Annotated in this window: 18 protein-coding genes and 1 tRNA gene; 4 read left to right on the top strand and 15 right to left on the bottom strand. The window is 43.3% G+C overall.

Annotation, left to right across the window (positions count from 1 at the left end; genetic code table 11):
* Window positions 1-94 precede the first annotated feature (94 nt).
* A tRNA-Ser gene (locus ABJH64_RS17020) sits at window positions 95-183 on the top strand.
* 216 nt (window positions 184-399) lie between these two features.
* On the opposite strand, the gene ABJH64_RS17015 is transcribed toward ABJH64_RS17020, so the two are convergent.
* The 7 genes from ABJH64_RS17015 to ABJH64_RS16985 form a co-directional block, all read right to left on the bottom strand.
* Window positions 400-720, bottom strand: a complete 321-nt coding sequence (locus ABJH64_RS17015; protein WP_348277163.1) for a hypothetical protein — start codon at window positions 718-720, stop codon at window positions 400-402.
* A 146-nt stretch (window positions 721-866) separates the two neighbouring features.
* Window positions 867-1,298: a serine hydrolase domain-containing protein gene (locus ABJH64_RS17010; RefSeq protein WP_348335309.1), complete on the bottom strand. Its 432-nt coding sequence runs from the start codon at window positions 1,296-1,298 to the stop codon at window positions 867-869.
* A gap of 72 nt (window positions 1,299-1,370) precedes the next feature.
* Window positions 1,371-2,171 (bottom strand): alpha/beta hydrolase-fold protein, encoded by an 801-nt coding sequence (locus ABJH64_RS17005; RefSeq protein ID WP_348277164.1) that lies wholly within the window; start codon window positions 2,169-2,171, stop codon window positions 1,371-1,373.
* An 11-nt stretch (window positions 2,172-2,182) separates the two neighbouring features.
* Window positions 2,183-3,301: a Zn-dependent alcohol dehydrogenase gene (locus ABJH64_RS17000; RefSeq protein WP_348299047.1), complete on the bottom strand. Its 1,119-nt coding sequence runs from the start codon at window positions 3,299-3,301 to the stop codon at window positions 2,183-2,185.
* 145 nt (window positions 3,302-3,446) lie between these two features.
* A complete protein-coding gene (locus ABJH64_RS16995) occupies window positions 3,447-4,703 on the bottom strand; it encodes an FAD-dependent oxidoreductase (protein ID WP_348275068.1) in 1,257 nt (418 codons plus the stop codon).
* Window positions 4,700-5,008: a 2Fe-2S iron-sulfur cluster-binding protein gene (locus ABJH64_RS16990; RefSeq protein ID WP_348275069.1), complete on the bottom strand. Its 309-nt coding sequence runs from the start codon at window positions 5,006-5,008 to the stop codon at window positions 4,700-4,702. Before ABJH64_RS16990 ends, ABJH64_RS16995 begins: the two co-directional genes overlap by 4 nt.
* Window positions 5,009-5,012: 4 nt before the next feature.
* Complete coding sequence (locus tag ABJH64_RS16985) at window positions 5,013-6,176, bottom strand: cytochrome P450 (RefSeq protein ID WP_348275070.1); 1,164 nt, start codon at window positions 6,174-6,176, stop codon at window positions 5,013-5,015.
* A gap of 172 nt (window positions 6,177-6,348) precedes the next feature.
* Between ABJH64_RS16985 and ABJH64_RS16980 the strand changes: the two genes are divergently transcribed.
* Window positions 6,349-7,191 (top strand): AraC family transcriptional regulator, encoded by an 843-nt coding sequence (locus ABJH64_RS16980; protein WP_348275071.1) that lies wholly within the window; start codon window positions 6,349-6,351, stop codon window positions 7,189-7,191.
* Window positions 7,192-7,205: 14 nt separating this feature from the next.
* Here ABJH64_RS16980 and ABJH64_RS16975 read toward each other — a convergent pair whose 3' ends face one another.
* The 4 genes from ABJH64_RS16975 to ABJH64_RS16960 form a co-directional block, all read right to left on the bottom strand.
* Window positions 7,206-7,448 carry a hypothetical protein gene (locus ABJH64_RS16975; protein ID WP_348275072.1) on the bottom strand — a complete coding sequence of 81 codons (243 nt, stop codon included), beginning with the start codon at window positions 7,446-7,448 and terminating at the stop codon, window positions 7,206-7,208.
* 517 nt (window positions 7,449-7,965) lie between these two features.
* Window positions 7,966-10,455 (bottom strand): DUF2309 domain-containing protein, encoded by a 2,490-nt coding sequence (locus ABJH64_RS16970; RefSeq protein WP_348299049.1) that lies wholly within the window; start codon window positions 10,453-10,455, stop codon window positions 7,966-7,968.
* 69 nt (window positions 10,456-10,524) lie between these two features.
* A complete protein-coding gene (locus ABJH64_RS16965; RefSeq protein ID WP_348275596.1) occupies window positions 10,525-12,183 on the bottom strand; it encodes a proton-conducting transporter membrane subunit in 1,659 nt (552 codons plus the stop codon).
* A gap of 13 nt (window positions 12,184-12,196) precedes the next feature.
* Window positions 12,197-12,502: a hypothetical protein gene (locus ABJH64_RS16960; protein ID WP_348275597.1), complete on the bottom strand. Its 306-nt coding sequence runs from the start codon at window positions 12,500-12,502 to the stop codon at window positions 12,197-12,199.
* Between the two features lie 90 nt (window positions 12,503-12,592).
* Between ABJH64_RS16960 and ABJH64_RS16955 the strand changes: the two genes are divergently transcribed.
* Window positions 12,593-13,486, top strand: coding sequence for a LysR family transcriptional regulator (locus ABJH64_RS16955; RefSeq protein WP_348275598.1), 894 nt, complete (start codon window positions 12,593-12,595; stop codon window positions 13,484-13,486).
* 444 nt (window positions 13,487-13,930) lie between these two features.
* Here the strand turns inward: ABJH64_RS16955 and ABJH64_RS16950 are convergent, their stop codons facing one another.
* Genes ABJH64_RS16950 through ABJH64_RS16940 form a run of 3 tightly spaced genes read right to left on the bottom strand, consistent with a single transcriptional unit; the run spans window position 13,931 to window position 17,088 of the window.
* Window positions 13,931-14,791: a TIM barrel protein gene (locus tag ABJH64_RS16950; RefSeq protein WP_348275599.1), complete on the bottom strand. Its 861-nt coding sequence runs from the start codon at window positions 14,789-14,791 to the stop codon at window positions 13,931-13,933.
* Between the two features lie 56 nt (window positions 14,792-14,847).
* On the bottom strand, window positions 14,848-16,545 hold the full coding sequence (locus ABJH64_RS16945) for a GMC family oxidoreductase (RefSeq protein WP_348275600.1): 1,698 nt from the start codon (window positions 16,543-16,545) through the stop codon (window positions 14,848-14,850).
* A 6-nt stretch (window positions 16,546-16,551) separates the two neighbouring features.
* Entirely contained in the window at window positions 16,552-17,088 is a 537-nt protein-coding gene (locus ABJH64_RS16940) for a gluconate 2-dehydrogenase subunit 3 family protein (RefSeq protein ID WP_348275601.1), read from the bottom strand.
* Between the two features lie 478 nt (window positions 17,089-17,566).
* On the opposite strand from ABJH64_RS16940, the gene ABJH64_RS16935 reads away from it, so the two are divergent.
* On the top strand, window positions 17,567-20,011 hold the full coding sequence (locus ABJH64_RS16935; protein ID WP_348299050.1) for a zinc-dependent metalloprotease: 2,445 nt from the start codon (window positions 17,567-17,569) through the stop codon (window positions 20,009-20,011).
* Window positions 20,012-20,193: 182 nt separating this feature from the next.
* Here the strand turns inward: ABJH64_RS16935 and ABJH64_RS16930 are convergent, their stop codons facing one another.
* Window positions 20,194-22,542 carry a patatin-like phospholipase family protein gene (locus ABJH64_RS16930; RefSeq protein WP_348275343.1) on the bottom strand — a complete coding sequence of 783 codons (2,349 nt, stop codon included), beginning with the start codon at window positions 22,540-22,542 and terminating at the stop codon, window positions 20,194-20,196.
* Between the last annotated feature and the right edge of the window lie 87 nt (window positions 22,543-22,629).

The raw sequence follows: 22,629 nt of genomic DNA, 5'->3' as shown, positions 1-22,629 counted from the left end.
ACAGGGTGAAGGTAACGGAGCAATCAGGTATTTTCATTCAAAATCATCAAATGGATGCCTTTGTAAAAGCAAATCAATAAGCCAAAAAGTATCTAGAGAGTTGGGTGAGTGGCTTAAACCAGCAGTTTGCTAAACTGTCGTACGTGTCAAAGCGTACCGGGGGTTCGAATCCCCCACTCTCTACAGCTTAAAACCCTAACCGTCTAAAATATTGATAGTTAGGGTTTTGTTTTTAGGTTCAGTAGCGAATTGGTTTTGTTTTTGGATTAGTTGAAATATCCGGAGGGACTTCTCATTGTTTAGTCATTGCGGCTCGCTTTCAGAGTTCAATGAAAAAGTGTTATCTCAAATTGGCTCGAAAGACGTGAACAGACCTAAATCAAATAATGGTTTTAGACATTAATTTCCAAATGAAGCCAACACATAATCTTCTATGATTGCTTTGGCTTGCTGACCTTCTACATATTCACTGCCGTATGCGCTTCCTGTAAGAACAATTATCATGTTCAATTCAGGATTAATAGTAATTTTGTTTCCTCCGTTTCCAGAAGCCTCAAACCCACTTACCATCCTGTTTTTGAATTTGTATTTTTTTATCGACCATAAGTACCCATAATCATCATCCTTACTCGTCTCTATTTGCTTTGTAGTGCTTTTCTTGACCCATTCTTGCGAGATAATTTGCTCGCCTTGCCATTTGCCATCGTTGAGGTATAACATACCAAAACGCGCATGGTCACGGGGCCTTAAAAAATTCCCTCCACCAGCAAACTCATAATTTTGAGGGTCAGGAACAATAAACCATTCGTTCTTTGTGATACCTAACTTGGTAAATAAATATTTGTCGCAAAGACCTTTAAACTCATTTAGGACTTTCTTCTGATGATCTCACCCAGTAGATTGGCACCGCCTGAACAGTAGGAAAATGTCTCGCCATTAGATCTGACCATAGGGAGATGGAGAATAAAACCAAAATCATCTGGAAGCCCAGGAAAATGCATCGTGTTGCCAGGTGAATCTTCGTCCCAATCATCACATGCCCAACCAGCAGACATTGTCAGTAAGTGTTTGATTTGGATTTTCTCTTTTTCAGAGCTAAGGTGTTCCATACCATAGTCGGCCTTAAAATCGTCTATGATTGTTTGGCTTTCGCTAGTAACATATCCTTCCTCGATAGCAATTCCAATTAAAGCTAAAGTAATGCTTTTCCCAGCAGACCTAATATCATGTAGGCTGTCTGAGGTGTATCCATTGAAATATTCTTCGAATATTATTTTTCCTCTTTTACAATTACCAATGCAGTCTAGAGTCAGCTTGGAGTAATTTTAAAACTTTCGACATTATTAAAATTTTCATCAGTATCAATAAACCTAACATATTTTCTCCTCAAAAAACCTAAGCGTACTCTCCAGATGCTTTTGCCAGTATGCCCACTGATGTCCTCCATCAAATTCTTCATAGGAATGCTCCACTCCTAATTCTGATAATTGCTCATGCAAAAGTCTATTGCCTGCAAGCAATTCATCTTCTTTTCCGCAATCAAAGCGAATGGCTGGCAAAGAATGTACGTTCCTTTTGATCAAGTCAATTACATCATTGTCAGCATCCCGTAGCCTGTAGGATTCAAGAGATTCTTCAACAAATAAGGACATTTCAGAAAACCTGGTGATGGCACTATGAGCTGAAATAGCAGAAAAAACCTCTGGATATTGAGCTCCTAATTTCAAGGCTCCATAACCTCCCATGGAAAGACCACCAATGCAGATTGGTGATTTTTCACTGGCGCAGGGAATATTCTCGCGGATAGCTTTGGGCACATCCGAAACAATCCACTGCGCAAAATCCTGTTCTTGATGTGCTAAATATCCTGAACCATCTCCCCAAAGTCCGTCAGAAGGCATGGCAATAATAGCTGGCCGTATTTTACCAGATTCCATCAGTCGCTTGGCTGTCACATGTGCACCTCCTTTCATCGCCCAAACCCAAGCAGATCCATAAACTCCATGCAGCAAAATGTAGATGGGAAGATCCGTTTGATTGTCTATCACCTTGGGCACATAGAGGCAGATATCTCCCCTGCCTTTTAAGTTGGGCGTCTTGACTGTCAAAAAACGTAGGCCTGAATGCTCAAACATCTCGTCTGACAATTCTATGGATCTAAAACTGCTCATAATTTATGGCTTTAGGAAAAAATGATTACTCCTTTGGCATTTACTCCAGCTAGCATATCATCAAATGCATGTTGCAGCTCATCCAAGCTGTATTCCTTACTGATCATTTGATCTAATTTAAGCTGCCCATTTTTATACAATTGCATCAGGATAGGAAAATCAATCTGCGGTCGGCACTTGCCATAGAGTGGATTGATATAGATTTTATCCCATTCAAAAAGCCGCATATCTATAGTAATCTCCTCCTCGATTCCACTCACCTGAACCGCCGTGCCTGCATTTCGGATCATGGCCAGGGGCGCAGCTCCCAAAGCAGGAATAGCTGTACATTCAAAGGCATAATCAGCTCCTCTTCCACCTAGCATCTCTTTGACTTTAGCTGAAGCCCTGATCAGTCCTACATCATCCTTTTCAGCCAAAATAACCTCAGTTGCTCCAAACATCTTCGCCATTTCCAATTTTACCGGATTAATATCCACGGCGATAATCCTGCTTGCCCCGGCGATTTGACAGGCATTGATTACATTCAAGCCAACCCCTCCACAGCCTAGAACTACCACAGAACTACCAGCTTTGAGTTTGGCAGCATTTACTACGGACCCATAGCCAGTCATCACGCCACAGCTGATAATGCTGGCAGCAGAAAAATTCAGATTTGACTCCTCTACTTTCACCACTGCGGACTCCTTGACCAGGGTATATTCACTCAGCGTCCCCAGATTGAAAGATCGCTCTATAGGATTGCCCTCCCACTTGGTACTTCCCAAAGTGGCCTGACCAGGTGTATGTCCATTTCCCCCGGCAACTACTGGAGAATTATTTTCGCAAATGTGCTGATTGCCTTCCTGACATTGAAAGCAATGCATGCATGGCGTAGCCCAATTCAAAATCACCTGATCACCAGGTTTTACGCTTGTCACCGCAGCTCCAACTTGCTCAACTACTCCTGCACCTTCATGCCCCATTACTATAGGTTTGCCCCAGCTTAATGAGTCATAATCAGTATGGCAAAGTCCGGCAGCTTTCATTTTCACCAGCACTTCATCCGGTTCCGGATCAGAAATACTGACCTCACAAATGCTAAAAGTGCCATCACCTTTGGCTACGGCTGATTTGGAAAGTTTTGACATAGTTTGTGTTTATTTTAAAACCACCATGAACATTGTGGTCAAAAGTTTTTTTTACTTACTCCTTCAGCTTAGAGCTAAATGGAATATTAGCCTATCTAAGTTTGGGTAAGTTGAATTACTTTTTATTTACCCTGATCCCGTTGTTCTATTTCCCAATAGATTTAAGTTCAATTTCAGGATTCTTCAGTTTTTCTTTGTCTATAGGCTCTCCACTTTTGATAAATTTAGTGCCCCAAACATAAGCTTTGGCTGAATTCACCGCGTCAACGGCGAGCAGCTCATTTCCCCGAAAGTACCAGATGGAAAAAACCAGCTCTGATTCTTTTCGCAAAACTGCCTCATCATATCCAGCAGACAATCCAACTAGTTGCAGTTTTACTTCATATTGATCAGACCAAAACCAAGGAATGGCGTCATAGAAAACATCTTTACCACAGATTGCCCCAGCAGCGATTTTGGCCTGATCCACCGCATTCTGCACACATTCCAGTCTGAGATATCGCTTGTAATGAGGGTTGAAATGATCTGTACAATCCCCGATCGCATAAACATTCGGATCGTTGGTACATGAGGTCTCATCAACTCGAATTCCATTTTCTATTTGTAATCCAGCAGCTGATGCCAATTCTGAATTCACTTGAATACCTACCCCAAGTACCAACAAATCGGCAGGAAAGCTTGAACCATCCTCGCAAATTACCTGAACTTTCTCACCATCTTCTGCTATGGAAATCACCTGTTTATTGCAGTGGATGCTTACTCCATTTGCCGCATGAAGACTTTCAAAAAACGAAGACATCTCCGGCGCAGTCACGCGTGCCAGCACTCTGGATTCCCGCTCCAGCACTGTGACTTTTGCTCCTAATTTCCTTAAGGAAGCAGCTGTCTCCAGCCCAATATATCCACCTCCGATGATGACTACATCTTGACCTGGGTTCTTAGAAATTTTATCCCGAATTCCGTTGACATCAGCTGCAGTTCGTAATGGATAAACATGTTTAGCTTCGGATAAACCCCTGATCGATGGGATCATCGCCCGAGCACCTGTGGCAAGAACTAGTTTATCGTAAGCCTGCCATGTACCATTATCCAGCTGTACGTTTTGAGTTTTTCGATCTATGCTTAGCGCTTTGATTCCAAGGAGTAATTGTATGTTTTCCTTGCCATAGCTTTCAGAAGACTTCAGGAGATTTTGTCCCAATGCTTCTGAGCTATGGAGGTAAGTTTTGGAAAGAGGAGGACGATGATAAGGCAACTCCGGGTCTGAGTCAATAAGCATTATTTTCCCTTCCCACCCTTCTTTGCGCAACGCAAATGCACAATTTACACCCGCATGACTAGCCCCGATTATCACACAGATCTGATTTTCTGCTAGGTTTTCTACCAGGCTCACATCGCTCATTTGGCAACTCGTAAAACTACTCCGTCCAGGTCCTCGCTAATCTGCAGTTGACAGGAAAGCCGACTGTACTGATCCGTATGATCATCCAATTCCAGCATATCCGTTTCGATTTCGCTCGCCTCACGGGTTTTCGAGACATCCTCAGGTGCCACGTGAACATGGCAAGTGGCACATGAACATACGCCCCCACAATCACCATCGATCCCCTTTATTCCATTTTCCACGGCCAATGCCATCACAGAACCTGAAAATCCTTCCACAGTAATTCTTTGCTCATCGCTAGTTATAAAAGTAATTTTTGCCATTTCTTTATGGGGTTATTGCATTGAATTTCACATTGATTTTATGGTAGCCTACCTTACGCTGGAATCTGCCCCATTGCTCTATATTTTCTTTCAAATCAAGAATTTCTATTGATCCTATTTTCTCTGAAAGTTCTTTTAATAGAATTCTCATAATCTGTCGGGCATGCGTAGCTCCAAGACAGTTATGATGACTGAAACCAAATCCCACATGAGGATTGATTTTTCGGTCTAGGACGATTTCATCCGGGTTTTCAAAAACATTTTCATCCCTATTGGCAGAGGCCCAGCAAAGGGAAACCCGACTATCTGCTTTCGCAGCATGCTCACAGACCTGCGCATCTTCGGTCACTACTCTGCCCATGTGGGTCAAAGGCGAAAAGTACCGGATCATTTCTTCCACTGCATTGGTAATGATTTCAGGCTCCTTTCTCAGCCTTTTCAGAGACTCAGGATGATCTGCAAAATAGGCGATTGCATTGGTGACGGCATTAATTACAGTATCCCGACCTCCGGCGAAGGTCAAAACCATCACCCCTTTTGCTTCTTCTTTGGACAGCTTTCTCCCATCAAAATCTGACTGCATGAGCACCGAATACAAGTCATCGGATGGATTGGCTATCGCACGATCAAGTTCACGATCTATATAATCATAAAGCACATTGGCTTTATCCGCATCCAAAGCTTCTCCCTCACTACGAAAAACGTGTGTCCCCCAGGATATCCAGGTTTCTGACTCTTTGAAAGGCGTATTGAGCAAAAGCGTCAGGGCACGGGACTGTAAGGGTAGGGCAAATTCATTGACCACTTCCAGAGATTCCTTAGCCAACATCTCATCAATAATACTTGAGACCATCGTAGTCAATGCTTCCTGATAATCCGCATTATTAGGACGCTTAAACCACGCTTCCAGGACTGATCTGTATGCACCATGTATTGGAGGATCCATTTCAAATGGAATTTGCCGCGTATCACGAATATTCACTTCAGAAGGAACCACAATCCTTCCAGGAACCGTCTCCGAGGTAAAGGTCTTATAATTATGTGCAGTCTTCCTGACATCTTTGTGGCGCAGCAACATGGTCACAGGATCATTTTGATCGTCTATAGTCTCATAGCCACATTTAGATCTTTGCGCTGCAAAAGGATCAGGTATTTCACTTTTTTTCATGGAGTTCGGTTTCTGCTTAGGGCCTTGTTTCTTGGGTTACAATAATTGTCAAAAATCTATTCAGATAACTTTCCTATTTTCACCAATAAATTATCTATTATGTCGTCTATTGATATTTTTGGATGAAATATTGATTAAATAGTAAACTTAATCATACTATCTCTACAAGATTTTGAAGCCAATTTTAGAACCCATCCCCTTAGGAAATCAGAAATCTATCTTAGGATTCTGTTTTGATAAAAAGGATTTTGAAACACCCTGGCATTTCCATCCTCAGCATGAGCTGACCTACATAGAAGAAAGTGTGGGAACCAAATTTATTGGGGACTATGTAGGGGGATATCAGCCAGGAGAATTGGTTTTGTTGCGATCAAATCTTCCCCATTGCTGGAAAAACAATACCTCCCAGTCATCAAACTCCAAGTCATATGTGGTACAATGGAATTTGGGGATTTTTCCAGAGGTGCCAGAATTAAACTCAATTCATCAATTGCTAAAGACAGCCTCCAGAGGTTTGATTTTTGACAAGGAGCAGGTGAATCAGCTAATTCCCCTGATTAAAACCTTCCCGGATTTGTCAGGGCAAGAGCTTTATATTCAACTTCTTGCTATACTTTCATCACTTAGTAAAGCATCCTATACCCCACTTTCAGCCGCGAGTTTTACAGATGATATTCCCAGCGAATACGGCACACGAATGGCCAAAATTCACGACTTTGTAGGAGGAAATTTTGGGAGGAAAATTTATCTGAAAGAATTAGCGGATTTAATAAATCTCTCCGAGCAATCCTTTTCCAGGTTTTTCACCAAAATGATGGGAAGGCCATTCTTTACCTTTTTGAATGAATATAGAATAAACAATGCAGCGAGGATGCTGGTGGACACAGAGGAACCCATAGCGCAAATCGCCTATGTCTGTGGCTACGATTCCCTTCCTTTTTTCCATAAGAAATTCAACGAATCCTACCAGATATCCCCTGCACAGTATAGAAAGAGGTATTTTAAGAAAAGCTAAAATATGATAGCCTACTATTTTTCCACTGGCTTATACACCCTTATCCACTTCACTCTGAAGGTATGATCCTCTGTATAAGCCAATTCTGTATCAGTAGGCGTGTAAGTTTCTGACTGTAAACCTGATTCAGAACCGGATCTCCAGGTTTGATCCTCCACATTAATGATGATTTCCATTTCCTTACTCAGCCCGGTTGGGGTATCCTTGGTAGTACTCCCCGGCTCTTCAGCATTTGTATAAAATTTGGGATGGATCATATCCTTTCAAGAAACGGTGCGATCCAACTCCCCATCTATGTAATATTCCAAATACCAAGAATCTCTCCATATCTCAGGAGGGTAAATGCGCTACTAACAAAACTAAACAACGCTATGGCTGAACGACTGAACGGTGAGATCCAAGAGGTTAAAACCGTTGGAAAAGGCTACCGAACATTTAACATTTTTAGAAGTGCAATTTTGTTCTTCCTTGGTGGGTTAACTCTATATCCCCACTAACTTAAGGGTAGAACTCATTATTTTTTGAAAAAATAAAAAGCCCCGAAGGGCTTTTATACAAGATTCTTCCGATTCTAGTTCTTAGACGTAAACGTTAACCGTGTGGGTTTTTCCGTGCTGATCTGATTTGTTCAGTTTTTTAAGGCTGAATTTGATGTAGGCTTCTTCCCCGTAGTTGAAGGTTAGGTTTTGAAGTTAGGCCATGTTGAGACTTTCTTCCACGATGTCCCCATTTTCAACTTGCTTTTCTTTTGCCTGTTGGAAAAGTGACCTACCATCAAGCCGCCGCCTGTGCTATGCTATCCCACTGCAGTCCTCCTGAATATTTATGGGTGACTTTGCCTTCTTCGTTCATCACCATCAAGTAGATCCAGCCGTTGTCCACCAGATCTCTGACCGACTGATGCTTGCTTAGGATGACGTTGATTGCCTCTATAGGAGCTTCTATGACGACGGTGAGTTTTTCGGGTTGGTGCTGGTATTTTTCTCCATCATGGATAGCCTGCCACGGCAAACCGACTCTCAAATCCCCGGAATAACCTTCAAGCACTCCTAGCCCGGCAGTGACATTGTGAAGGGTTTTATTCCCCGAGCCGAAGGTCTTATTATCCACGGTTGAGCCGTAATACTGTAGATTGATCCAACTTGTGACTACCATAGGTGCCGTCATGATCAGTTCCAAAATCGAGAACCCGGGATCATTTTTCCACTCATAGGAATGTAAGAATGATTTTCCCTCCAAGTTAACTGCTTTGGTTCTCTGACGAGGAGCCACCACAAAGGTAGAACATCCAGCCAGTCCCCATTCAGGACGGGTTTGTGACCAGTCTTTACTTCTGCCTAGTATCATTTGATCTATGGAAGAGGACTTTTCTGCGCTCATTCGGAGTGATCGTTCCGTCCTGGTTGCCTGACTTGCCTGTACCAAGGATCGCTGCAGTGAGTTTAATTCTTCTTTTCTAGCTGCTGGGACATCATATTCATTAAATATACTTACCTCGTCTGTAGTCGTATCATGCAAGCAGGCAAGGAAAATGGTATTCGTAGGGATGAGCAAATTGTCAGCAACAAGGGCCGATCTCACCTCTTTGTTGTTCAGTACTTCAGCCACTACTCTTGCATTGGCTTCTCCTGTGTGTCCCCCACAAGCTCCACAGTCATAGCCAGTGGCGTGAGGATTATTTACAGTAGAGGAACCATGCCCTACGATGAGAACAAATCGACCAAAATCATCCGTCAGAGACATGGCTTTCAATGCATTTTTAGCCATTTGAATTTGCTGATCCAGCGGAATACCGCTCGTCTCACCCTGATGCTGAGTAGGCTCCAAGCTAACGATCCGCTTGTTGAATGTCTTCTTGGACAATCCCTCCCGGTCTGGATGTGGAACTGGTCTAGTCATTCCAAATGAGTCAGTAAATAGCTTCGGGAGATACGAGAGCCCCATGGGACTGACAAAACTGAAGCAGGTCACGGCTCCGGATTTGAAGGATTTCCAAACCTGCTGCGCCTGTCGATGGAGAAGTCTTCCGGAAAGGGCATTCAGATGCTCCTTTTCATCAGCAAGTTTTTCGTTGATAATTGGGCCAGTTTTCAAAAGTACTGGACACTGAGCCTCTCCATGCTCGTGCCCTATAGGTACGTACTTGATCGGGAAAGCAAAAAATCCAGCAAACCCCAAGGTTTCTATCTCTGCATCTACCAACTCAAGATTTCTTCGGTACACCTCAGAGCGTACATCTATACAGAAAATCGCCTGTGCTTTCACTTGCTTAGTATCTTTGGTTGGAGAGGGTTGTGCTTGGGCGAATTTTTGTATAATTCTTCTTTGCGAAGCCAAATCGAAAGCATCCTGTAAGATTAGATTCTGATTTAACTTCTGACTGAATTCTGGATGTGCAGCCACGGAAGAAAAGCTAAATTTGGCTTCATCCCAGCACTTTCTGAGCTCTTGATCTTCAATGCTGGAAAGAAGGCAGTATTCCCAGCAAATAAGAACGGCCAAAAACTCGATCACCTTTCCGTCTTTTCCTCCATACAGTTCGCTATCCCAGTCTAGCCGAGCAGCATAAGCTGACCAGCCGCCGAGTTTGAGTAGCAAGCGGTGAAAGTATAAGGAAGACTGATCTGCCGATACTCCCAATTGCTCTAGTGCGTCCTGAGTGGCGTCCAGTGGATTATCAGGAAGTGACTTGACAAATTTTCTAAAACCTTTCAACCCGATCACTTCCGGCGTACGATCAAGTTGCGCCTCCTTTTTCCAGGAGAGAAACAACTCATCATCTTGGTCCGCGGCTGACCAGACGGCCTGACCTTTATCAAAATAGGACGCTGCCCACTGCGAAATCCTACCGATCATAAACCTGTCCCAATCTTTTCCTGTCACTTCTGAAGCCAGATCAGCTACCGTAGCGACAGTTTTCGGCAATTCTTCTGAGTCACTCAGCTTTTCTAGTTTTGCGATAAAATCCGTCGCAGAAACATTTACCCTTTGGTTAAAAAGCGCCTGAGCGATATCCTTTTCCAGTAGTTCACCTGATTTAATTTTTTCGAGGTAGAATGAAGTAGGAAGAGTCATCTGCACCGCACCTGCAGCGGCTAGTTCCTGAGCAACAGTAGTAAATTTCTTGTGGGTAAATCCTAAGTATGGATTGACTGCAACGAAGTTTTCCAAAGGCCAAACAGGGGCTATTTTCTTACAAGCCGCTCTTAATGAATCGAGAAGTAACTCTTGGTTTTCCTGCAGGTTTTCAGAGAAATTATCCATTGAATTCAAAGATTTAATCATTTGATTGTCATTAAGTTAAGTTTGTGGTTCGAGTAGGTAATGGGATAGTTAAGCAAGTTGATTTTCAGTCAGAAATACTTTTTCGGATGTGGTTTCATTCACTTCACCTTTCAATACTGGATTTTTCTTTGGATGGTGTGTGTACAATGCTCTGACTACCCTATCAAAAAGGGCATTAGCATAAAGTCCATTTCTAAGATGAATGGCTAAAGCTTGATACCCCGGCTTTTTGGTGAGTGTTGGAGCTAGAATTTGTCCAAATACAGTAATCCCAAAGGCTAGCAGCAATATCGCTAAGAGGACTAGTTCACCCGAGTTAGGGTTTACTAATTCAGGAACCTGAGCAGAGAGCATGTGGTGAAAACCAGACTCCAAGCTGAAGAAGGTAACCGTCACCAGCACTAGCAGTATAGAAGTCTGAACCTTCAATTTGAAGCTGCCATTAGAGTCAAAAGCTGAAGTAGCTAAGCGCGCTAATCCCATGACAATTACCGCTCCCAATACCAGCAGGGAGAGCTCATTTTGAGGATTAATACCCCATAGCCAAGCAAAACCAGCATAAATAACCAAGGCTGTAAGTATCCCGATTCCTATTAGGAGTGGGCTTCCTGTTCGGGTAGAGGACTTCACTTTTCCAGCTCTAATCACTTCTATGACACTTCCTGAAGATAGAAAAGCATGCGCTTTGTAAAAAGAATGTGAAACTAGGTGAAGCATGGCTGCTGGGTAAAGCCCCAGTCCGCAAGTCAATAAGCTGAATCCCATGTGAGCGACGCTAGAATAGCCCAAGGCTGTTTTGACTGATGTTTGAGTCAGGAAAACTACCGACGCAAAAAGTGCTGTAAATCCACCTACCGCTAGGAGAATCATAGGAGCAATCGTACTCGCTTCCATCACATAGGCCATTCTGACAATCAGGAAAGGTCCTGCATTGAGCAAACCTGCATGAAGCAAAGCCGAAACTGGCGTAGGTGTCTCCATCACCTCAATCAACCATCCGTGAGTTGGGAATTGGGCTGATTTGAGAAGAGCTGCGAGAACCAGAAACAAGGCCGCACCTTCTATATATACAAGCGTGGTACCAGAAGAAATTTTTGTCTGAATCGTTTGAAAGATCACTTCAAGATTCCCGGAGCCCACCTCCGCATATAGAAGTAAAAAGGCCAACAGCAAACATAAATCTCCCAATCTAGCTACTATGAATTTTTTTCGCGCAGCGATCACAGCTCCAGGTCTATCCTGATAGAAGACTAGCAAGCGATGAAGAGACATGGAGGTAAGCACCCAAGAAATGAACAGTAACGAGAGATTCCCCGACAAAACCAGCAGTTGCACAGAGGCAATCGTGGCTGCAAGTCTTCCCATAAAAACCCCATGCCGCGCATCTCCATCCAGGTAATTCTGGCTAAAACGCAGCACTATAAAAGCTATAAGCGCGATCATCAGCAACATCAATACGCTCAAGGAATCTAACCTTACACTAAGTCCAAGCTCATCTACCCCCAGAAGAGGAGACTCCAAATCACCATATAAAACCACAAAAAAGCCGCTGACTGCGGCTATTAATATGCTTGCAATGGAGGAGACTGAGGCTGCTTTTTTTACCAATGATGGGTGAATCCCTTTTTGAAACCAGGATAGAATAGCTGTCAATACAAAGACTAGCGGAGAAATTAATACCAGGTAAGCAAATAAAGATTGATTCATAGTTCTGAGCTAGTTAGACAAGTTTAATAGATACTGTAGATGTGATTCTCAACTTCTTACCTTTCAATCTGGCAGTTTTGATAAATTGATTCAACTCAGAATTGCTTTGCTTCAATTCTACGATTCTAGCCTCAGAGGCATGATCTACCTCACCAAATCTTACTTTATTACTAAAGCTTTTCATTCCATGAAAATTGATTTTCTCGGAAAATAAATGGCTGATAATTTCCTTTGCTTCCTCTGGAGTAAATTCACCTTTGATAAGATCCTGATGATTAGTAATTACTCTACTTTTTCGAGTTAACTGAGCTGTTTCCATTTGTTTTAGATTTAGTTTGTGCTGCAAATATTGGGAAGCCTTTTCATAAATTTTTATTTATATTTGTTATATATCACATAAAATATTTTTATGAATTACACCATACACCAGCTTCAGATATTCCTCAAAGTAGTTCAGACAAAGAGCATTACTAAAGCTGCAGAGGAGCTTTTTATGACCCAACCTGCAGTATCTATTCAGTTAAAAAATCTACAGGATCAGTTTGATATACCATTGACAGAGGTGGTGAGTCGGCAATTGTATGTCACAGATTTCGGAAATGAAATTGCCATTCTAGCGGAGCGGGTGATACAAGAACTAGAAAATATCAATTACAAAACCCAAGCTTTTCAAGGAATTCTCAGTGGCAAGCTTCGTATATCCTCTGCCTCCACGGGCAAGTATGTAATCCCTTTTTTTCTAACCGGGTTTTTGGAAAAAAACGCTGGGATAGATCTGGTTCTCGATGTCACCAACAAAAGTCGGGTTGTAGAAAGTCTGAAAAACAATGAGATAGACTTCGCTCTGGTGTCGGTCATACCCGAAAAAATCCAGGTCGAAGAAGAGCTCCTGATAGACAACAAACTCTACCTGATAGGTAACCAAGCACTACGAGACGAAAAAAAACCACTAATCTACAGAGAGGAAGGCTCGGCAACTCGTCTGGCGATGGAGAAATACTTCGAAACGCATCAGGGAAATCAGCGAAAGCGCATGGAGCTTACTTCTAATGAAGCTGTCAAACAAGCCGTGATAGCCGGATTGGGTTATTCTATTATGCCGTTGATAGGAATTCAGAATGAACTTCTGGACGAGCAACTATTCATTCATCCTAAAGAAGACTTGCCGATGAAAACAGAATGGCGATTAATTTGGCTGAAGGGCAAAAAAATGTCTCCTGTGAGTCTCGCTTTTCTCGACTATATCAGGTCCGAAAAAGAGGAAATACTCAGGAAACATTTCAGTTGGTACTTGGAATTTTAAACCTGATTTTGAATTGAACTTCGTAATGAGCATTCAAAATCTAAAATAAATAAAACACTTAGCGAACGAGGTAAAGCACCGCTTTGGTGGGAGCTAAATGCAGCAAAGCGTCTGATATTTATAAGTTTAGGGCGTGGAATAGAAGATCAAATGCAAGTTTTGGGTTGTATCGAGAATTAATGAGAATAGGGAAATCCTTCTGCTCATCCATAGTCAAATTCAGTTACTGTTCAACTCGACTTCTCCCGCGGACCGTTAGTGTATTAAATTGGAAAGGGGAGGAAAATGCGGCTGCGCCACATTTCCCTCCCCTCCCATCAATAGCCCCTAACCCGGAAGCCGAGCGAAGCCGGGGTCATTAGGTGAAAAATTAGCTAATGAAAAGATTACAGGTAATCATAGATTGCGAAAACTTACTAGCAAATCGCTAGAGGTAAGCAATAATTAATACCTCAAACTCTTCAAATAAGCGATGCTCTTAGGTAGATTCTCCAGTTCCTCGTCGCTTTCATCCTCAATAAACATGTGCTTGATTCCAAGCTTGTTTGACTCTTTCAGGATACCAGGAATGTCCAGTTCCCCAGTCCCTAGCACCACATCATTTTCCGGTCCTGTAAGTCCAGTCATGTCTTTTGGAGCTCCTTTGCGCAAATCTTTCAGATGAAGAGACACCCATCTTTTACCATATTTCTTCAGCAAAGCCACCGGATCTGCACCGCCAAAATGCGTCCACATCACATCCATTTGGAAAGAAACATGCTTAGGATTGGTATTCTTTACGATATAATCAAATAAAGTCCCGCTCTCATACGGCTGGAATTCATAGCCGTGAACGTGATACATAAACGTGATTCCATTTTCAGCCAACACTTTTCCTCCTTCGTTGAACGCCTTGATAGCTCGGTCTGCATTCGCCTTAGTGAAATCTCCATTGTGCGGAATCCACGCCACCATGACGTAATCAGCACCCAAGGCTTTTACCTGATCTACCACCTGCTGTGGATCGGCTTCTAGCGCTTCAAAGCTAGTTCCCGTCGATGGAATACTTATTCCTCTAGCTTCGCAAAGTTTCACAAACTCCTCCGCCGACATGCCCTTTGGCGCACCACCTTCCAGTTCGGTGAACCCTAAGTCCTGAATGATATCAAGAGTGGATTCCACCCCGTTTGCCCAGTGATTTCTAAATGTATATGCTTGTACTCCCAGCGGAACCTGTAGAAGTGGATCTCCCTTTTTCTGAGCAAAACTTAGCTCCGCCATTCCAAAACATAGAAATAGCAATACAATCAATTTGGTTTTTTTCATAGGTTTTTCTTGGTCTCTTTTATTTATATCTCTACTTCTCCAATCTCTTTTATCTCTCACCCCAAATTCTGCCGATTCAATTCCTCCACCGCGTGATTTGCAGCCCGAGCCGTCAGAGCCATAAATGTCAAAGTTGGGTTTTGAGTACTCGTACTAGTCATGCAAGCACCGTCCGTCACGAAGACATTTTTGCAGGCATGCAGCTGATTAAAGCTGTTCAATAGCGAGGTTTTAGGGTCATGCCCCATTCGTACGCCACCCATTTCGTGAATATCCGAACCTGGATCTGAGTGTTGATCTTCTACTCGGATATTGGTAAATCCTGCCTTTTCAAACATCAGTGTCTGCTGCTCCACAAAGTCCGCCACCATCTTATCGTCATTTTCCTTCCACTCTACAGAAAGGATGATTTGAGGAATTCCGTACTTATCTACCTGGTCGGTACTCAGTCGGATGTGGTTGTCTTCCACCGGGACAGTCTCGCCCTGCATCCATGCAGCCATGTGCCAGACACCGTATTTTTGATTGAGCAGGTTATCTCTAAGCTGATCGCCGATCATACTCGTATCTGAGCCTAATCCTCTTCCTCCTGACATTCCGATGGAATAGCCCCGAAGAAAATCCGTGTCTTGTTTGAACACGTTTCTGAATCTCGGCACATACGCATGCCCGGGATTCCGTCCATCGTTGAATTTGTCCAAAAAGCCCTCGTAGCTTGCATTTCCTTTGCCTCTGTAATTGTGGCAAGCCAGGAATTTCCCCATCAGTCCATTTTCATTTCCTATTCCTTCGGAAAAAGTGGATGATTTAGAATTGAGCAAAATGGCATTTGAAGCGATAGTAGAAGCATTGACGAAGATAATTTTAGCGTAAAATTCAATTGCTTCTTTCGTGTTTCTATCGATGATTCTCACACCAGTGGCTTTGCCTTTGGCATCGTCATAAAGTATAGATTCCACTACTGCATCTGGGCGAACCGTCAGATTCCCGGTCTTTTCAGCCCAAGGTAAAGTAGAGGCATTGGCAGAGAAATAGCCTCCATAGACGCACCCTCGATTACACATCGCTTGATGCTGACACTTATTTCTGCCCTGCTGCTTGTGGATTTCCTGGGGATCCGTCAGGTGAGCACAGCGGCCTTGGATCAAATGACGATTATCAAAATTGGCAGCCAACTGTTCCTTGTAATAGTTTTCTATGCAGCTCAATTCAAAGCCAGGCATCACATCAGAATCCGGTAGCTCAGCCAGACCATCTCTATTTCCAGCAATTCCAGCAAATTTCTCTACGTGCGCATACCAAGGTTCCAGGTCCTTGTATCGGATCGGCCAATCCACTGCAAAGTCATCCCGAGCTGGTCCTTCAAAATCAAAATCAGACCAGCGCTGCGTAGCTCTAGCCCAAAGTAGCGACTTCCCTCCTACGTGATAGCTTCTCCACCACCTAAAGGGTTTCTCGAAAATCACAGGTTGCTCGTCCTCAGACATAGCCCATTGGACGGTTTCTTCACGCTTCCAACTCCAATCGGCCAGTCCTGCACGCTGCTGCACGGGAATAGCTCCACGAAACTCAAACTCATAAGGCGCCTTCGATGCAGTAGGGTAATCCTCGATATGCCGAACCATTCTACCTCGCTCAAGTACGAGCGTTTTCAGGCCTTTCTCTGTAAGTTCTTTGGCAGCCCAGCCGCCACTCGCACCTGATCCGATGACGATGGCATCGTAGGTTCTTTTCTCTTTTGAATCTTGTAACATGATAGGTTAGGTTTGGGCAGGTAAATCGGCGCAGCCATGGTAATAGCCTGGCGCCACTTTGTAGTTTCTATAGTCCACCATGACTTCTTTCACCGTGGTAAACCCATTGATTGTTTCACTTTTCATCAGGTCAAAAAATTCGCTTTCCTCTTTACTTTCGGATGAATTCATAGCGGCCAGCATTCCTTCACGCGCTTCCTTGGATGCTTTCTGAAAGTCTTTTTCATTCAGAGCAGCAAGCTGAAGCTTGATCTTATCCTGGTCTTCTTTTTCATAGCAGTGCTCAAAAACCTGCATCAAATACACATCAGTCCCTGTACTTAATGCACCGATCGGCTTAGCATCTGGATTTGGAGTTTTAGGTGGAAGTCCGGCAGGAATGATGGTGTCTGCGATACTGGATATGAGTTTTTGCTCCTGAGCGGTGAAAAAACCTGAAGCAGTCTCGCCGCCGATCAGATTCCACTTCCAGTCAGCAAGTACCAGCCCGGCGATTCCTACAGCGGTTCCGCCGAGGATTTTGAGGGATTTTCTTCTATTCATAGGTTTGATTGGGTTATTGGTGGGCTAATATAAGCGTTTCGATGTGGATGATAAAAGCTATTTAGTAATGTTCTCCAGTGATTTTTTCACCTCATCTGCCCCTCTAAAAGTAAAATGCTTAGAAAAAATTGTTAGCACCAAACCCTCATCCAATGGCAAGATCCCGTCTAAGCACCTTCATTTTTCCCATAGAAAAAAACCATAATCTTCCATCCAAATCCTAATAAACACACCTCAGCAAAGCCTTCAAAAGAAACCTAAAACCAAGTACCAACCCTTCATCCTAGGAAATACCCTACACGAAAAACGACTCCTTTCAAAAATTGGCTCCTTACAGTATTTTGCAAAGAAGCTTTCCTAATCGATCTACCAAATCGAGAGCTGTTACTAACAAGACACATAAACTATCAGTTGTCTGGAACTAGCAACATCAAGGAATTTCCCTTGATTCACAGACTTTAAACACCCGTAAAAACGTATGAAAAAAACCACTACTCTATTAACCGCCACACTGTTGATGCTAAGCGTTGCAGGCTTTGCGCAGAAAAAGAGCAAGAAAAATGAGAAAGCAGAACCTGCCCCGACAGTTCAGACAGAAAAACCCGCCAAAAAAAGCCCCTTCAAAAAGTACGGGGAAATCGTAACCAACGAAGCCATTTCTGACGATGGATTATTTACTATTCATCGAGTTGGTGACAAAAATTACTACGAGATTCCTTTTGAGCTATTGGGAAAAGACATGCTATTAGTCAGCCGGATTTCCAAAATAGCTGATGGACTAGGCGGCGGATATACTACTGCTGGCTCCAAGTCCAACGAGCAGGTTATTCATTGGACAAGGCTTCAAAACACTATCCTGCTTCGATCCATTTCCTTCGATAATGTGGCCGCAGACTCGCTTCCAATCCGCCTATCTGTCGATGCTAATAACTACAATCCTATCCTAGCATCTTTCAAAATCGAAAGCTTCAATCCAGATTCAACTGCTGCACTGATAGAGGTTACAGATCTTTTTCTCTCAGATATCCCAGCATTGAGTGGACTTTCTTCAGGTTTGAGAAGAGAATATCAAGTGAGGAATTTAGATAAAGATAGAAGTTTCATCACTCGCATGGCTAGCTACCCAGAAAATGTGGAAGTGAGACACGACATGACTTATAATGCCACTTCGCCTCCTTCCAATTCTCAATCGGGAACAATCTCTATGGAAATGAGCCAGTCTATGTACCTGCTACCTGAGCAACCTATGCAGCCTCGACTGTATGATCCTCGCGTGGGATGGTTCACAGTGCGTCAGATTGACTATGGCTCTGAGGCCTTGAAATCCGATCAGAAGACCTACATCAGAAGATGGAGATTAGAGCCAAAGGACCCAGCAGCTTATGCTAGAGGCGAATTGGTAGAGCCAGTGAAGCCTATCGTTTATTACCTAGATCCTGCTACTCCTGAGAAATGGAGAACGTATTTCCGTCAGGGAATCGAGGATTGGCAGGTAGCTTTCGAAGCAGCTGGTTTCAAAAATGCAATCATCGCAAAGGACGCCCCTTCCAAAGAAGAAGATCCGGACTGGAGTGCGGAGGATGCTCGGTATTCCACCGTTCGCTACGTAGCCACAACGACAAGAAACGCGATGGGTCCAAGTGTGTCTGATCCACGCTCGGGGGAAATCATTGAAAGTGACATCGTATGGTTTCACAATCACCTTCGTTCCTACAGAAATCGTTATTTGCTGGAAACCGGCGCAGCAAATCCATCTGCCAGAACTCTGAATACCCCTGATGAGGAAATCGGCGAAATGATGCGTAGAGTAATTTCTCATGAAATCGGTCACGCGCTAGGTTTGCCTCATAACATGAAAGCCTCAGCCGCCTATCCAACTGATTCGCTTCGTTCTGCTACCTTCACCCAGAAATGGGGATTGGCTACAACCATCATGGATTACACCCGCTATAATTACGTAGCACAGCCAGGAGACACGGGCGTTCGCTGGGTGAGAATGCTCGGTCCTTACGACAATTACGCGATCAATTGGGGCTATAGATATATCCCAAATGCAAATTCTCCCGAAGCTGAGAAGCCTATTCTTAATGAGTGGATCAGAGAAAAAGCGGGGGATCCCAAGTACTTATTTGGAAGAGGAAATTCCTTTGACCCAAGTGATCAAACGGAATCTGTGGGCGACGATCCTGTAAAAGCAAGTACTTATGCTTTGGCAAATCTGAAAATCGTAGCTAAGAACCTTGACGAATGGACTGCAACTCCAGGTGAGGATTATACTGATTTGGAGGAATTGTACGGAGAGCTTTTCGGCGTTTGGAGCCGCTTCGCAAACCATGTGGTCACCAACATCGGCGGAGTCTATGAGCAGTTGAAAACTACCGATCAAGAAGGCGTTACTTACACGCCCATCGTAAAATCAGAGCAGGTAAAAGCCATGAATTTTCTCAATGAAGAGGTCTTCAGCACTCCAGACTGGCTTCTTCAGGAGGAAATCTTAAGTAACATTGGAGCAAGTGGCGCGGTTTCTTCGGTCAGCAGTCTTCAGTCTAGAATTTTGGCTAATGTGCTCAGAATGGACAGATTGAAGCGATTGATTGACAATGAAGCCCTGAACGGAGCGGAAGCCTATACCTTGACACAAATGCTGGGTGATTTGAGAAAAGGCATCTGGTCTGAGCTTTCTAGCTCAAAAAACATTGATGCATTCCGTAGAAATCTACAGCGTGCGCATGTGGAGCAACTAGCTTCCTTGATGACTCAGGATGAGAAAAACCGTTCCGATGTAAGTGCTTCGGTTCGTGCGGAATTGAAAACTATCCAAACTTCAGCTCGCTCGGCCAGCTCAAGATACTCGGCTGGCATCGTCCAAAATCACCTGCGCGATATTGATGCGTATGTGGACTCCTTGCTAGACACACAATAAACTATGGATTGTCCTTGTCTCTCTACGGGGAGGCGAGGACATTTTTTTTACAGGTAAATCTCCGCTTGCCCATTGGCTAAATCTTATTATCCACGCCGATGCTGAACTCAGGGTCCGGATAAAATTGAGGTTAGATCTTAGATAAAAACTACCCGCTTGGATTTCATATTCTATCTGACAACCTATCGATCAGAATAATTGAAAGAAAAACCAATAGACAGATAGCTTCGAAGTGCATTGTCCTTAGAGTTCCCCCCTATTCCGGCACTGATAGGGCCAAATATTGTTTGAAAAGAAATATCTACCCCATAGCCCAAATAGCTTGTGTTCTGGTAGATTTCATTGAAAAAATCAAAATCACTAAAGGGAACCTGATCGCTCAAACCCAGGAAATTCGCTCCAACTCTTAGGTAAATTTTGTTTACAGGGTTATACTGAAACTCCGCACCAAGCTTTATAAAATTCGGAGTTTGAACCTCTGCATAGTTCAACCCCCAAAACCTAGTATCGTTAAACCTAATATTCTGGTAACCACCTACAAAGAACTCAGTAAAAATCTTGGTGGGATCTTCTGATGAAAGTGTCAGCCCTGCTGCAAAATCTGGATGAAATTGAACTTTAGGCCCCAGCCCAAAAAACTTGGAGTACTTCGCATACAGCGACATATACGAGTTAGGGACTAAGGACTCCACATAAGAATCCAGGTACTCTTTAGAAACAACACTACTTTCTCCAGCTGAATCAAAAACAACGGAATCCACGCCAGCTTGCAGATTGACTCCTATCCAGTCTTTTACATGCAGCGTAGCGTCTAGCAATGCCTCCGCTCCCCGAGTAGGAAAGTTCCTGTCATTCTGCGAGTTCCTATAGTATTTGAACCTTGGTCCAAAGAAAGTCTGAGTGGCATTTTTGATTTCATCGAGGGAGTTTGACAAAAACTTATAGTTAGATCTTGACACATCAAAGACACTTCCAATATAGAAAGCCTGCTTCAAAGAGCTAGTAGAGATCATCTGCGCTTCGATACGGGTATTTCTCCCAATTTCCACATCATTTTCCTTTCCATCAATGTATTCAGGAAGCTCCTGACGCAGGTAATTGAATTTCAAATTGAAAGCAAACTTCTTCCTAACCCCAGTGTATTTGTAGTAGTCAAACCTGAATTTAGGGTTAGCAGAAATGTCTGATAGAAAAACAGCTCGAGAATTGCGCCCAATTACTTCTCTAGCAGTAAAATTCAATACAATTCCAGCGGAAAACTGATTATCATAATGGATGGCTGTGCTTAATAGGGTGCTGGGTTTCTCTTTGATGCGAACCAGCAAATCATACTTTTTGGTAGCTGTCTGAAGTAGCCGATAATCCACTTTGTAAAAACCATTCATACCATAAATACTGTGAACTGCGGCTTCCATCTGCTCCCTGCTGACAAAGTCACCTTCATTTATCGCCATTTTGGAAAGAATCAAATCAGTAGAAAAGAGATTATTTCCAAGGATTTCAATCTTATTTATCTGTATAGAATCTGTCCTGAAGGTAATTCCCTCTACCACATCTTTCCTGCCCAAGCTATCCGCTAACTTCTTGAATTGATCAAAGTATTGATCTCCAGTTTCTATACCTAGCTCCAAAATTTCCCGAAAAGCACTAAAGCTTCCCATGGTATAGTCTCCCAAATCCGGTTTGATATAGATATCAGTGGCTTCGATATTATCCTTGATGATACTCAGTGAGGGAGCCATAGCTATCTGCATTAGAATTCCGCCAAACCCGCCCAAATCATCCACCTCCGCAAAATCCTCACTACTCACATTCACACCTATAACAACATCCGCACCCATCTCCCGCACAATATTCACCGGAAAGTTATTTACCACTCCCCCATCTACTACCGAAGTGCTATCTAATTCAAAAGCCGAAAAAACGGTCGGGATGGCGATACTTGATCGCAATGCATCCTGCAAATATCCCCGATCAAAAACAATTGGGGTGCCCGAACGGATATCTGTAGCCACGCATCTGAAGGGAATCGGGAAATCATCAAAGTTCTGATAGGAATTGGCCGGCCAAGTGTAATAATGAAGCACATCTGAGAGTACCTGACCTTGAATCAAGCCAGAGGGAAAAGCAACTTTGCCTTTCACTATCGGAAATTCTAGCAGGTATCTGTTATAATATTCCTTTTCCTCAAAAGCTATTTCTTTAAAACTAACCCGATTGGAAATCAACAAATCCCAATCTATCCTACCGATAATCACCTCCAATTCATCCGCGCTATAACCCAAGGAATAAAGACCACCTACCACAGCTCCCATACTCGTACCGACGATGTAATCTGGTTTGATTCCAGCTCTTTCCATGGCTTTGATGACGCCGATATGCGCTATCCCTTTAGCACCTCCCCCACTGAGAACCAAGCCGATTTTAGTACTATTTTCTTTAGACCCGGAAGTCTGGACGCTTTGGCCAGACACTAGCTGGGAAATTGAACCTAGAAGGAATAAAAGAAGTAGGAGTGAAATTCTATGCATTTAGAAGAGATAGTGGCTAGATAGAGAGTGCCATAGGTAAGAATGAGCAGTTTGGAGATTAACTAATCCATTCCAATCCTAAAGGTA

Origin of the sequence: Algoriphagus sp., from assembly GCF_039969895.1 — a bacterium.
GTDB lineage: Bacteria > Bacteroidota > Bacteroidia > Cytophagales > Cyclobacteriaceae > Algoriphagus.
The sequence above is the reverse complement of the archived record's forward strand: the minus strand, read 5'-3'. Positions and strand labels throughout refer to the sequence as shown.

Bases quoted from the DNA above. Each gene is read 5' to 3' on its own strand.
- ABJH64_RS17015 (WP_348277163.1), bottom strand. From the start codon at position 720: ATGTTATACCTCAACGATGGCAAATGGCAAGGCGAGCAAATTATCTCG.
- ABJH64_RS16970 (WP_348299049.1), bottom strand. From the start codon at position 10,455: ATGGATAATTTCTCTGAAAACCTGCAGGAAAACCAAGAGTTACTTCTC.
- ABJH64_RS16955 (WP_348275598.1), top strand. From the start codon at position 12,593: ATGAATTACACCATACACCAGCTTCAGATATTCCTCAAAGTAGTTCAG.
- ABJH64_RS16940 (WP_348275601.1), bottom strand. From the start codon at position 17,088: ATGAATAGAAGAAAATCCCTCAAAATCCTCGGCGGAACCGCTGTAGGA.
- ABJH64_RS17005 (WP_348277164.1), bottom strand. From the start codon at position 2,171: ATGAGCAGTTTTAGATCCATAGAATTGTCAGACGAGATGTTTGAGCAT.
- ABJH64_RS16935 (WP_348299050.1), top strand. From the start codon at position 17,567: ATGAAAAAAACCACTACTCTATTAACCGCCACACTGTTGATGCTAAGC.
- ABJH64_RS16950 (WP_348275599.1), bottom strand. From the start codon at position 14,791: ATGAAAAAAACCAAATTGATTGTATTGCTATTTCTATGTTTTGGAATG.
- ABJH64_RS16960 (WP_348275597.1), bottom strand. From the start codon at position 12,502: ATGGAAACAGCTCAGTTAACTCGAAAAAGTAGAGTAATTACTAATCAT.
- ABJH64_RS16975 (WP_348275072.1), bottom strand. From the start codon at position 7,448: ATGATCCATCCCAAATTTTATACAAATGCTGAAGAGCCGGGGAGTACT.
- ABJH64_RS16945 (WP_348275600.1), bottom strand. From the start codon at position 16,545: ATGTTACAAGATTCAAAAGAGAAAAGAACCTACGATGCCATCGTCATC.
- ABJH64_RS16930 (WP_348275343.1), bottom strand. From the start codon at position 22,542: ATGCATAGAATTTCACTCCTACTTCTTTTATTCCTTCTAGGTTCAATT.
- ABJH64_RS16985 (WP_348275070.1), bottom strand. From the start codon at position 6,176: ATGAAAAAAAGTGAAATACCTGATCCTTTTGCAGCGCAAAGATCTAAA.
- ABJH64_RS16995 (WP_348275068.1), bottom strand. From the start codon at position 4,703: ATGAGCGATGTGAGCCTGGTAGAAAACCTAGCAGAAAATCAGATCTGT.
- ABJH64_RS17000 (WP_348299047.1), bottom strand. From the start codon at position 3,301: ATGTCAAAACTTTCCAAATCAGCCGTAGCCAAAGGTGATGGCACTTTT.
- ABJH64_RS16965 (WP_348275596.1), bottom strand. From the start codon at position 12,183: ATGAATCAATCTTTATTTGCTTACCTGGTATTAATTTCTCCGCTAGTC.
- ABJH64_RS16990 (WP_348275069.1), bottom strand. From the start codon at position 5,008: ATGGCAAAAATTACTTTTATAACTAGCGATGAGCAAAGAATTACTGTG.